This window comes from Sedimenticola hydrogenitrophicus (assembly GCF_025175675.1).
Taxonomy (GTDB): domain Bacteria; phylum Pseudomonadota; class Gammaproteobacteria; order Chromatiales; family Chromatiaceae; genus Sedimenticola; species Sedimenticola hydrogenitrophicus.
The window spans coordinates 1-12,468 of sequence record NZ_JANIOA010000046.1 but is presented as its reverse complement, the minus strand read 5'-3'; the positions used below and the strand labels follow the sequence as shown (position 1 = coordinate 12,468).

General features: G+C 59.0%; 11 protein-coding genes. 8 read left to right on the top strand and 3 right to left on the bottom strand.

Annotated elements, in window-relative coordinates; translation table 11 throughout:
* Positions 1 to 39 precede the first annotated feature (39 nt).
* The 8 genes from NPX02_RS18260 (at position 40) to NPX02_RS18225 (ending at position 7,912) form a co-directional block, all read left to right on the top strand.
* Complete coding sequence (locus NPX02_RS18260) at positions 40 to 672, top strand: nucleotide-binding protein (RefSeq protein ID WP_260295346.1); 633 nt, start codon at positions 40 to 42, stop codon at positions 670 to 672.
* 215 nt (positions 673 to 887) lie between these two features.
* Positions 888 to 1,466, top strand: a complete 579-nt coding sequence (locus NPX02_RS18255) for a DUF302 domain-containing protein (protein ID WP_260295345.1) — start codon at positions 888 to 890, stop codon at positions 1,464 to 1,466.
* Positions 1,467 to 1,645: 179 nt separating this feature from the next.
* Positions 1,646 to 2,113, top strand: a complete 468-nt coding sequence (locus NPX02_RS18250) for a hypothetical protein (RefSeq protein WP_260295343.1) — start codon at positions 1,646 to 1,648, stop codon at positions 2,111 to 2,113.
* A 678-nt stretch (positions 2,114 to 2,791) separates the two neighbouring features.
* Positions 2,792 to 4,147, top strand: coding sequence for a substrate-binding protein (locus tag NPX02_RS18245; RefSeq protein WP_335342604.1), 1,356 nt, complete (start codon positions 2,792 to 2,794; stop codon positions 4,145 to 4,147).
* 80 nt (positions 4,148 to 4,227) lie between these two features.
* The gene (locus tag NPX02_RS18240) at positions 4,228 to 5,244 is read left to right on the top strand and encodes a branched-chain amino acid ABC transporter permease (protein ID WP_260295341.1); all 1,017 of its coding nucleotides are present in this window, start codon (positions 4,228 to 4,230) and stop codon (positions 5,242 to 5,244) included.
* 37 nt (positions 5,245 to 5,281) lie between these two features.
* Complete coding sequence (locus NPX02_RS18235; protein WP_260295339.1) at positions 5,282 to 6,382, top strand: branched-chain amino acid ABC transporter permease; 1,101 nt, start codon at positions 5,282 to 5,284, stop codon at positions 6,380 to 6,382.
* A gap of 4 nt (positions 6,383 to 6,386) precedes the next feature.
* Positions 6,387 to 7,145 (top strand): ABC transporter ATP-binding protein, encoded by a 759-nt coding sequence (locus NPX02_RS18230; RefSeq protein ID WP_260295337.1) that lies wholly within the window; start codon positions 6,387 to 6,389, stop codon positions 7,143 to 7,145.
* A complete protein-coding gene (locus NPX02_RS18225) occupies positions 7,142 to 7,912 on the top strand; it encodes an ABC transporter ATP-binding protein (protein WP_260295336.1) in 771 nt (256 codons plus the stop codon). The genes NPX02_RS18230 and NPX02_RS18225 overlap by 4 nt, the downstream gene beginning before the upstream one ends.
* Positions 7,913 to 8,365: 453 nt before the next feature.
* Here NPX02_RS18225 and NPX02_RS18220 read toward each other — a convergent pair whose 3' ends face one another.
* From NPX02_RS18220 to NPX02_RS18210, 3 genes are all read right to left on the bottom strand, one after another.
* Positions 8,366 to 9,445: an SUMF1/EgtB/PvdO family nonheme iron enzyme gene (locus NPX02_RS18220; protein ID WP_260295334.1), complete on the bottom strand. Its 1,080-nt coding sequence runs from the start codon at positions 9,443 to 9,445 to the stop codon at positions 8,366 to 8,368.
* A gap of 11 nt (positions 9,446 to 9,456) precedes the next feature.
* Positions 9,457 to 11,544 carry an EAL domain-containing response regulator gene (locus NPX02_RS18215; protein ID WP_260295333.1) on the bottom strand — a complete coding sequence of 696 codons (2,088 nt, stop codon included), beginning with the start codon at positions 11,542 to 11,544 and terminating at the stop codon, positions 9,457 to 9,459.
* 44 nt (positions 11,545 to 11,588) lie between these two features.
* Positions 11,589 to 12,468, bottom strand: an 880-nt coding sequence (locus NPX02_RS18210; RefSeq protein WP_260295332.1) for a hypothetical protein, incomplete at its 5' end; no start/stop codon positions are given.

Sequence of the window (12,468 nt, the reverse complement as noted above, 5' to 3'; positions counted from 1 at the left end):
TAGTCGGCTGAATCTGAACAACAAACATAAGGGCCTGGCATGATCACTGTCGTGGGTAGTCTGAAAGGCGGCTCGGGGAAGAGCACGGTAACCTTCAACCTCGCCGTCTGGCTGGCGCTGGCGGAAGTCGAGGTACAGGTTATCGATCTGGATCCCCAGGCCACGCTGCGGGACGTGGTGGACGTCCGGGATGAAGAGGGGTATCACCCCCGGATCTCCGTGAAGGGGAAAAAACAGCTGGATGGCAACAGGCTGAATGGCGTGGATGAAGTGCTGATCGATATCGGTACCGCTGATATCGAGATGATGAAACGCGCTATCCGGCTGGCCGACCGCATCCTGGTCCCGGTTCCGCCCTCCCAGGCGGATATCTGGTCGACCCAGCGGTTCATCCAGTTTGTAAATTCCACCACCGAGGGGAAGAGCCCGGAGATGATCGGATTCATCAATCGGGGCGATACCCATCATGCCGTGCGGGAGACCGATGAGGCCGCGGCGGCCCTGGTGTCGCTGCCCGGGATGAAATTCATCAAGCCGCGACTGTCGCAGCGTACCATTTTTCGCCGCTCGTTCAGCGAGGGGCTGGCGGTGTTTGAACTGAATCCGCGGGGCAAGGGGAGCCAGGAGCTGAACGCGCTCTGTGCAAAACTTTATCCCGGGATGCTGAAGTAAATATGACCGTAACTACTCACCCGGTCTGTAAGTGATTGGCCTGCCTTGTTGGCCGATCTTGCTGGCGAGGAAACAAGCCATCGTGTGAGGCCTGCAAGGCAGGCCAATCACCCCGTGAGTAGTTACGATAAGACTCAATAAGCAGCCAGGGATTCGGCAGATGAACCAGCCGGCCCGATACACAGGGCCAATATAGGCCGGGGAGAGGTGTAATCATGCGTGTCATCAGAAATCTGTTTGCCCTGATCGGCGTGGTGGCGGTGATCGCCGCCGCCGTGGCGGTGGTGAAAACCCGGACCGTGCTGGATGGGTTCGACCCCGGTGCCGTGCAGGTCTACCGGGAACTGGCCGGGAAAATAGTCGAGACCCGCAATGCCGCCGAGGCAGCCGTCTGGAAGGTACCGGTTGAGGAGGGGCTGACACCCGAGGATGTCGAACTGTCCATGAAGACGGTCGCCAATGAACTGAACATCTCCAATGTGGGGGAGCTTCCCCTGTACAAGGATGTGGAGGCGAAAAGCGGCCAGCAGTACCGTTTCGTCAAGATCTACATGTTCTGCAACTCCCTCACCGCCGCCCGGATGCTGGATTACAGCGACGCCTTCTCCGCTTATCTGCCGTGCCGGATTACCCTGGTTGAAGACAAACAGGGGCAACTCTGGCTGTATGCCCTGAACATGGACCTGATGATTCATGGCGGTGAGCCACTGCCCGCGGCGCTCAAGGAGGAGGCGCTGCAGGTGAAAAAGGTGATCCTCGAAATCATGCGGCGGGGCGCGGCTGGCGATTTCTGAGGGTATTTCCGGCTGCCGGCGAATCACTGTTCAGCCGGTTCCCCCGGCTCCGGTACAGCCGCCCGGGATAAGGAAAAAACGGGGCCAAGAAAAGCAGTATGTGGTAGTATGTATTAGCTTATTCAAATATAACCAACTAATAAATAATATTGTCCGGGCTCGGCCTGAAGGTGGAACAGATGGTCCAAGAAAAAGAACAGCTGGATCAAGGGCCGGCGTATTCGATGGAGCGTCTTTCGGAAGCGTTCGAGACCAGTGCCCGACGCTGGGAGCTGATTGTCTATCCCTCCCTGTTCGCCTTTATTATCCTCGCGGCCTATGGATTTTTTCTGGTCTACAACCTGGCCAAGGATGTGCATTATCTGGCGGTCAGCGTGGATACCAACATGACGCGGTTGGCCAGCAATATGCAGTCCGTGTCGGACAACATGGGGCAGATGACCAACAATATCCGCACCATGTCCGACCATATGTCCGAGATCAATGACAAGATCAGCACCCTTGAACCAATGCTCGAGACTATCGGGTCGATGGATCGCTCGATCCAGCAGATGACCCAGTCCACCTATATCATGCAACGGGATTTTACCCGCTTTAATCACAATATTGCCCGCCCCATGAACTTCATGAACAACATGATGCCGTAGTGGCCGGTTTTGGCTGAAGCGGATCAGGCCATAGCTGTCTGATTGGCCCAGCCGCTTCGACCTGGATGGGTCAAAAGTAATCCCCTTGCGGTCATTGCGAGGACATTCCCCCCCCGTAGCCTGGCTGCGCAATCCTTCAATCTCGCCCCGGAACTGCCGGAGAATCCGGCTGTTTTTCCGCTATCCAGGGTCAACGAAGCAGCTCCGCGACCGACGTGATTCCCGCGTGGTAATTATGCATGGCGTTACGAATCTACCCGGTGGCTGTTACCGCGGGCTGTGTGTTTAGGTAACACAGATGGCCTGTGCCAGGTTTCATCTCCTTGATTTTTCACTCTACTCGAGGGCGGCATGGATCTTGCTCCAGTGTGGGATCAGTCGGGGAAGCGGGCAGCTTTATCGACTGAAACACATAATAAATAAAGAGTCAGCAAACAGCTTTATCCATTAAAGCAGACATTAGAAAAAGAACTGGAGAGCCATCCCATCGATTGATGATCTGGCTGTCCGTTGCATTGTTTCGTCAGTTGAAGATGGTCTATTGGCATCGATCGGATTCAGCGGCGTTACCCCGGCACTCAGCCAACATCGCGAAAACGCAATGGGCGCCTTCCGGCACCTGATGCGCGTGCACAAATAACAGGGCATCCAGCCCGGAATGAGAGAGGATAAAACGTAATGAGTGAAGACAAGTCCAAGATCAGCGAACTTTCCCGTCGTGGTTTTATCAAGGTTGGCGCCACGGCAGTTACCGCCGCCAGCATGCCCATGTTCTTCGTCAAGGACGCCTGGGCCGCCAAGGATTTTCGCAACAACCCGGGCAATGCCGGTTCGGTGAAATTCGGCTTCAACGTGCCCCAGACCGGTGCCTACGCGGATGAGGGCGCCGACGAGTTGCGTGCCTACAAACTCGCGGTCAAGCACATCAATGGCGAGGGTGACGGCGGTATGCTGAACACCATGAAACCGCTTTCCCTGAAAGGCAACGGCATCCTGGGCAAGAAGGTCGAGTACGTGACCGGTGATACCCAGACCAAGTCGGATGCGGCCCGTGCCTCGGCCAAGCGCATGATCGAGAAGGATGGCGTGGTGATGATCACCGGTGGCTCCTCGTCGGGTGTGGCGGTCGCCGTTCAGGGGCTGTGCCAGGAGATGGGGGTCATCTTCATGGCGGGTCTGACCCACTCCAACGACACCACCGGCAAGGACAAGCGCCGCTACGGTTTCCGTCACTTCTTCAATGCCTACATGTCCGGCGCCGCATTGGGCCCGGTGCTGCAGAAAGAGATGGGCACCGAGCGCAAGGCCTATCACCTGACCGCCGACTACACCTGGGGCTGGACCCAGGAAGAGTCGATCAAGAACACCACCGAAGCCCTGGGTTGGCAGACCACCGCCGCCGTGCGTACCCCGGTGGGCGCCGGTGACTTCTCCCAGTACATCACCCCGGTGCTGAACTCCGGTGCGGACGTGCTGATCCTCAATCACTACGGCAAGGACATGATCAACTCCCTGACCCAGGCGGTGCAGTTCGGTCTGCGTGACAAGCAGGTCAACGGCAAGAACTTCGAGATCATCGTGCCGCTGTTCTCCCGCCTGATGGCGCAGGGTGCGGGTGATAACATCAAGGGTATCCTGGGTACCACCAACTGGCACTGGTCGCTGCAGGATGAAGGCTCCAAGGCATTCGTCAAGTCCTTCGGTCAGGAGTACGGTTTCCCCCCCTCGCAGGCGGCTCAGACCACCTATGTACAGGCCCTGCTGTATGCCAACGCGGTTGAGTCCGCCGGCAGCTTCTATCCGCCCGAGGTGATCAAGCAGCTGGAAGGCTTCAAGTTCGACGGCGCAGGCAATGGCCCGACCGAGTACCGTGCGGACGACCATCAGTGCTTCAAGGATGTACTGGTGGTGCGCGGTAATGAGGCGCCATCCTCCCAGTTCGATATTCTGAAGGTTGAGCAGATTGTTCCACGTTCGCAGGTTGAGTACGACGCCAAGATCTTCGGCGGCGAGCTCGGTCCCTACGAGGTCTAATCCGCTGTTGTGCGTGTGCCGGCCGCCCGCGGGCGGCCGGCACTGTCCATTCTTTGACTATCTCCGGTGTGTAAACAGTAATGGATGCAATCCTTCTTCAGATCTTAAATGGCCTCGATAAGGGCGGTGCCTATGCACTGATTGCCCTGGGCCTGACGCTCGTGTTCGGGACGCTTGGTGTCGTGAACTTCGCCCACGGGGCGCTGTTCATGCTGGGTGCGTTCTGCGCGGTGACCGTACAAAAAATCCTGACCATTTCCATGAAGGTAAAAGACGAGAGCATTACCTTCTTTGATGCCTACAAAGAGCAGCCCTACCTGGAAATCTGGTTTGGCGATTTCGGTACGGCGATTATTGACTGGTCCGTGCCGATCTCGATACTGCTGGCGATGCCCATCATGCTGCTTATCGGGCTGGCGATGGAGCGCGGCCTGATCCGCCATTTTTACAAGCGGAGCCACGCGGAGCAGATCCTGGTCACCTTCGGCCTGGCCATCGTGCTGCAGGAGATCGTCAAATCCTTCTTCGGCGCCAACCCGATTCCCAGCCCGGCACCCGGGATCGTTTCCGGCAGTGCGCCCATCGGTGTCCTGCTGGGTCTTGGCGAATCGGTGGTCTACCCCTGGTGGCGCATGATCTACCTGCTGTTCTCGGGTGCGGTGATCTTTGCCGTGTTTGCGTTCCTGCAATTTACCACTTTCGGTATGGTGGTACGGGCCGGCATGCATGACCGGGAGACGGTCGGACTGCTCGGCATCGATGTCGAACACCGCTTCACCATCGTCTTTGGTATCGCGGCTGTCGTGGCTGGACTGGCCGGCGTCATGTACGCGCCGATCCTGCCTCCTGATTACCATATGGGTATGGATTTTCTGGTGCTCTCGTTCGTGGTCGTGGTGGTCGGCGGCATGGGATCGCTGGGTGGCGCCGTGGCCGCGGGGTTCCTGCTTGGTATCCTGCAGTCGTTCGCCTCGATGAACGAAGTCAAGGCCATCATCCCCGGTATCGACCAGATCATTATCTATCTGGTCGCGGTAATTATCATCCTGGTCAGGCCGCGTGGTCTGATGGGACGCAAAGGTGTGATGGAGGATTGATATGATTGTGCCATCGATACGTAATGATTGGGTCATCATGGCGATTTTTACCGCCGTGGTACTGACCGCCCCCCTCTGGCTTACACCGGTCGGTGCCGGGTATCCGGATCTGCTGCAGAAGTTCGCCATCTTCGGGATATTTGCCATCGGCTTCAACATCCTGTTTGGACTGACCGGCTATCTCTCTTTTGGCCACGCCGTGTTTCTCGGTGTCGGTTCCTATACCGCGGTATGGTCGTTCAAGCTGTTGACCATGAACGTACTGCCCGCGGTAATATTCGCCACCCTGTTGGCGGGGGTGTTTGCCGTCGTGATCGGCTATGTCAGTCTGCGACGCTCGGGTATCTATTTTTCCATCCTGACACTGGCATTCGCGCAGATGTCATACAACATGGCCTATTCGGTGTTGACGCCGATTACCAATGGCGAGACGGGCCTGCAGTTGACCATGAATGATCCGCGAATCCTGGATGGCCCCGCGGGTCAGGGGCTGCCTTCGACCACCCTCTTCGGTCTGGATATGAGCGGCTACGCGGGGTTCTATTTCTGTGCGGTGATGTTGATTATCGCCTTCTTTATTTCCCTGCGCATCTTCCGGTCACCGTTTGGATTGAAGCTGTTGGCGATTAAATCCAATCAGACCCGGATGAAGTATACCGGTTTCAATACCCGGCCCTATCTGCTGACGGCCTTTGTGATCTCCGGTATGTACGCCGGACTGGCAGGTTCGCTGATGGCGATTACCGACCCGCTGGCGGGTGCGGAGCGGATGCAGTGGACCGCCTCCGGCGAGGTGGTGCTGATGACCATCCTGGGTGGCACGGGTACCTTGCTTGGGCCGCTGTTTGGTGCCGGTATCATCAAGTATTTCGAGAACATCTTCTCGGCGATGAATGATGGCCGTTTGCACGAGATATTCTCCTTCCTGCCCGACTGGCTGGAGAATATCGTGGTGGCCATTACCGGCGAGTTCGTTGGCGACGGCTGGCATCTGACCCTGGGTCTGCTGTTCATGATCGTGGTGATCTTCCTGCCGGGCGGTGTGGTGGAGGGTATACGCCGTGCCAATGGCTTCCTGCGCCGGCTCGTCCAGTCCTCCGGCACCAACACCGCGACCCTGGCGGCAGAGAAGGAGTGATGTGATGAGTATTGTATTAAGCATCAAGAATGTCGATAAAACCTTTGGCGGTTTGCATGCCCTGGGTGATATCAATCTGGACATTGAAGAGGGTAAGACCCATGCCATCATCGGTCCCAACGGGGCCGGCAAATCCACGCTGCTCAACTGCTGTATCGGCCGCCTGATCCCGGACAGTGGGACGGTGGAGTTCGATGGCAAGAACATGATCGGCATGCAGCCCCACGAGATCAACCACGCCGGGATGGTGCGGGTGTTCCAGACGCCGGAGATCTTTCCAGATCTTTCGGTGCTGCAGAATGTGATGATCCCCGCGCTGGCCAAGCGTGACGGCACCTTCAAATTCAATGCCTTCGGCAGCCTGGCCGCGGAGAAGGGGATCGAGGCCGATGCGGTGCATATCCTGGAGGACATGGGGTTGAAGGCGCATATCCATAAACATGCCGGCAGCATGTCCCGCGGCGACAAGCGGCGGCTGGAACTGGCCATGGGGCTGGTTCAGCATCCCCGGCTGTTGCTGCTGGATGAGCCGACCGCCGGCATGGCACGGCATGACACCAACCGCACCATCGACCTGCTGAAGCGGATCAAGGAACGTGGTATGACCAAGATTATCATCGAGCATGATATGCACGTGGTGTTCAGTCTGGCCGACCGCATCAGCGTGCTGGCCCAGGGGCGGATTATCGCCAGCGGCACACCGGATGAGATCCGCGGTAACCCGAAAGTTCAGGAAGCCTATCTGGGAGGGGCTGAACTATGACTAATATCAATGCATCCTATCGGGTCAATCCGGTTACGCCGGTCACCCGTACCGGTTCTGATCCGGCGTTCTTCTCCTGCTGGGATATCCACTCCTACTATGGCGAGAGCTATATCGTGCAGGGGGTCAGTTTCGATGTGCGTGAGGGCGAGGTGCTGGCCCTGCTGGGCCGCAATGGTGCCGGCAAAACGTCGACCCTGCGCTCTATAGCCCGGGTGGACAGCCCGCAGGTGACCCATGGGGAGATCTGGCTCGACCACAAACCACTGCACAACATGAAGTCCCACGAGGCCGCGCAGAACGGCGTCGCCCTGGTTCCGGAAGACCGGCGTATCATCGCCGGCATGACGGTCGAGGAGAACCTGATCCTGTCGCAGATCGCGCCGCCGATCGGGTGGAGCATTGAGCGTATCTATGAACACTTTCCGCGCCTGGCGGAACGGCGCAGTCAGGAGGCCACCACCCTCTCCGGCGGCGAACAGCAGATGCTGGCGGTAGCCCGTGCCCTGGCCCGGGACATCAAGCTGCTGTTGCTGGATGAACCCTACGAGGGTCTGGCGCCGGTTATCGTGCAAGAGATCGAGCGGATCGTGGATGGTATTAAAAAGCTCGGTATCACCACCATTATTGTTGAGCAGAATGCGGTCGCCGCCCTGCGCCTGGCGGACCGGGCGATCATTCTGGATATGGGGCAGGTGGTGTTTGACGGAATGGCCCAGGAGGTGCTGGATAACCAGGAACTGCGTCAGCAGTACCTGGCCATCTGAGCCGGCCCGATTCGGGCCTGAAACATCCGCGCCATCCTTCCGGGTGCCGCGGATTTTTTATGCAGGTTGGCGACGGCGCGGAAAACGCGTCCCCTGCGTGCTGCCGCACTGGATCAACCATTTCCATCTTGCAACTACTCACCCGGTATGTAAGTGATTGGCCTACCTTGCCGGCCTCACACGATGGCTTGTATCCTCGAATCCGGCCCCATTTTCAGCGCCTGCCCAAACTCGCTTCGCTCAAACAAGGGCAGGCTTGAATCTGAAAAAGGGGCCGGATTCGAGGCGCCATCAAGATCGGCCAACAAGGCAGGCCAATCACTCCGCGAGTAGTTACTCCACCGCCGAGTTCTCTGGGTCTCCGTGGTGCATTGGATCGGCTCTAATGAACGCCCCGGGCGCGGGAGTGGAGGGTGGCCGCGCTGTTCGAGCCCACGCTTCGTGCTTCGGGTGTCAACCGCCCGCGTGTTCCACGTCCCGCACGATCCGGAAACCGATCCTCAGATAGTGGTAGTTCGGCCTCAGTTTGTTACGCGAGGCGGAGCGCAGGCCACCGGGTACGTTGTGCCAGGAGCCGCCCCTTACCACACGCTCGCGCGGGTCATCCGCGTCGTAGCCGGCATCCAGCTGTTCCAGCCCGCTGTAGTGTTCGTCATAGACGGAGGCGCACCACTCCCAGATATTGCCGTGCATGTCGTGCAGGCCCCAGGGGTTGGCGGGGAACCGGCTGACCGGTGTTGTCTGCCCGCGGGAAGGCCCCTTGCCGCTGCCACCATAGGTGTAGTTGCCATCGAAGTTGGCCTGTTCGGGCGAGAGACAATCGCCGCTCCAGAAGGGTGTGGTGGTGTCGGCGCGACAGGCATATTCCCACTCCGCCTCGGTCGGCAGGCGGATCGGGGTGCCGGTACGTTTTGACAGCCAGCGGCAGTAGTCCATGGCCGACCAGTAGCTGACATTGATTACCGGCCGATCGCCCCGGCCCCAGGTCTCATCGCGCGGCCGGCTGCGTCGCGTCCCGTCGCAGAAGATATCGAACATCGCAAAGGTGACGGGGGTCTTCAGTATCTCAAAACGCTTAACCGACACCGTGTGCTGCCGCTCATTTTCAAACCGGTCCTTCTCCTCCTCGGGTGAACCCATCAGAAAGGTCCCGCCCGAGAGCCCGATCCAGTCATTTTCCCGCAGACCGTATTGCAGCAGCCTGGCCTGTTGCGCCTTCTCCTCGCTGATTGCCCGCGCGATGCTGCGGTTGACCTGCGCCTCCTCTAGGTGATGCCGGACCTCCGCCTCGATAACGCCCTTGAGGGGGGCGACCTCGGGCAGGTCGGGGAGGGTGGTGGGAGCGTGCCGGCGGGCCCCATGTGAAGGGAGCGTGCCGGCCGGGGCGCCGCATCGGTCACAGAAGTTTGCCTGCTCCTGCAGATGTTTGCCGCAACAACGGCAGAGTTCCTCGCGACGGAGGGAGTGACCGCACCGGGCACAGAACAGTGCTTCCGGATCATCGATCTGGTGATGACAGTGGGCACACTGCATGCGGCAGCCGACTAGGCGGAGCTGAACTCGTAGGAGATGCTTTCCGAGGGCTCCTGGAGGAAATAGCCCTGGATGTAATTGACCCCGACGGTCCAGAGGATGGCCAGGCTGTTGGCGTCCTCCACCCCCATGGCTATGGTCTTGATGTTGTGTTGCCTGGCCAGTGCGTTCAGTTCATTCAGATGATCCTGTTGGTCCTGCCTGGAGGCCAGCTCCTGCATCAGTTCAAAATCGAACTTCACAAAATCCACCGCCAGATGCTTTAACAGGGTTTCCGCCTTCGGGCTGGCGCCGAACTGATCGATGGCCAGCTGGCACTTGATCTTTTTCAGGCCCTCGATCAGTTTCTTCGCGGACTGGATATGATTGCGCAGCTCCTGCTCATGTATCTGGAAGGTGATCCAGGGGCCCTTGGCCTTGTGCTTGCGCAGGCAGTCACAGATCCACAGCAGCATGCCGTCATCTTCCAGGCCGGCGCTGGAGATATTGATGAAGAAGTTGACCTTCTTGCCCTCGTTGCGCTGTTCCGCCAGCTCCTGGATCGCCCTGTTGATGACCCAACGATCGACTTTGGCCATCTGCTCCCCCTGCTTGGCATGGCGGATGAAGTAGTCGGGAAGGATCTCCTCATTATTGTTGTCCAGCAGCCGGGTCAGCACCGCGTAGTGTTCCCGGCTGTCTCCCTGCAGGCTGACGATCGGTTGATAGACCAGGCGGAAACGGTCGTTTTCCAGGGCATGCTGGATCAGCTCGTTGATGCGCGCCTCATCGCCGGTATTATCTTCCCCGTAACTGGCCTGCATCTCGCCGGCTTCGTAGAGTGAGCAGCGGTTGCCGCCGGCATTGCGCGCCGCTTCGTAGGCGTTGTAGGCGCGGTTGATGAAATCCTGACTGCCGCTGATCTCCTGATCCAGCAGTGTGACGCCAATGCAGCAGGTGGCATTGGTCTGCTGATAGACATACGCCTCGACCAGTTGCCGCAACCGCTCCGCCATGGCCTCCGCGTCGACCGGGTTCGCCTTGTCGCTCAGAATGGTGAAGGTGTGATCACCGAAACGCGAGAGCAGCTCCTCCTGGTCGATGTTGGTGGCGAGAATCCGTGCCAACTCCTTGAGCAGCAGGTCACTGGCGGTGATGCCGATTTCAGCGCGGATCTCGCGGAAGCTATCGATCACGATGTAGAACAGGGAACAGCTTGCCCCGGTTTCACGCTGCGCCGCGATCGTCTGTTCCATCTTGGCCATGAAATACTGCCGGTTGGACAGGCCGGTCTGGGAATCCTGGTTGCTCAGCAGTTCAATGGTCTGTTCAAGCTCCTTGCTCTGCGCCTCATTGCGGATCACCAGCTGGGTGCAGGGTTCGCCGTCGTAGGTGGCGGGCGAGAAATCCAGCTTCGCATCAAAGGTCTCGCCGGCGCTGTTCTGGCAGGCGATGCTGAGTTCGCTGTGCTCGTCGCCCAGGGTTCTGAGGAACGACTTGATCCGTTTATGGTCCTTGGGCGAGACCATGTCGAGGATAGGCAGTCCCTCCAGCTCACCCATGTCGACGAAACCGAACATCTGCAGATAGGCCGGGTTGGCCTGCATGTGCATCCCTTCGTGTATATAGGCGATGGCATCCTGGGAGCTGTCGATCAGGGTATTGCAGCGCGCCTCGGCCTCTTTCAGTTTCTGCCGCGTCAGGGCCAGCTCCTGGCGCACCCGCCGATCCTCCGACTCGCGCCGGATCACCAGCTGCAGATGGTCCGGGTCGCTGCTGGAGACCACGTCCCGTGCCCCGTCACGCATCGCCTGGAGCAGGATTTCCGGATTGGTTTCCGCGTCCTTGTAGAGCAGGATATAAGGCGCGTCCTGATAAGCGGCGCGGAACAACCGGGTGGTGGATGCCAGCTTGTCGGTGGTCTCCGGCAGGGAGAGCAGGATCAGTTCGGGTTGGTCGCCGTCGGCGAGGTCGAGCAATGTCTCCTCATCCGCGGCAAATGTGGGATGGATTACCAGGCCGGCATTGCGCAATGTACTGATGTAGGTCTCGGCCTCATTGAGGGAGGGCTCAATGACCAAAAGGCTTATCGGTATGTCGGTCTCGGCGTATCCATTCATAGGTGTCGGGTGTCCAGTGTATTGAATCCACGGCCCATGCATCGCTACAGCATGGGCCAGATATTGTCGAAGTCTGTCTCGTCACCCGCCAGGTTGTCGCCGTTGCCGGTCTGCGCATCGGCGTAGCTGAAGTGAAACTGGGCAAAGGCGCCGGTCGTTTCAAGCAGGCGGTTGAGTCTGGCCTTGCGTTCGGTCCCCTCCTCATTGACGATCATCACCAGATCACCGGTTTTGAACGGCAGGGTGGGCAATATCAGACAGGCGGATTGATCCGTAGCCGCCAGTTCCGGCAACAGCAGGCCCTTGTGCGGGTGGCTGGCCGGGTCATCGCCTGCCAGGTAATGAATCAGCACCGCGGCGGCGCTCGGGGCGATCATCTGCAGGCCAAGCTGCAGTCCCTGGCCGGGCAGGTTTCTCGCCCAGCGGCTGATACCGATCGCAAACTGACGCTTGTTGGTGGCCGATTGTACGCCGATGACTTCGCCGATCTTGATCTTCGGGGCATGCATACCCTGCCAGTTGATGCAGTAGCCGCCGGCGCTTTCGTTAATGGTCTTGCAGGCGTAGGCCTCATGCTGCTGCGCGGATTGCCGGGATGCCCAGAGGGGTGCGCCACCCTGTCCGGAGCCCGGCTCATTGATACTGCTCGCGATGATGGTCTCCTGGATCGATTCATCAAATCCCTCCAGGCTCAGCTTGTGTCCCGCCAAGGTGTAGGAAGAGCGGTCAAGCAGGTCGCCTGCCGGCTGATCCATCCACTCCAGCCCCCGGTCCGGCCGTTGCGGGGCCGCCGGTTCCTCCGCTGTGCCGTCGCCGATCAGCAGGCAGTGGATCGAGGTCACCCCCACGGCCACTTTCAATTCGAAATTGAGCCGGGTGCGGACGAACTCCCGTTTTGGCGCGGAACTCAGGATCTGGATCAGT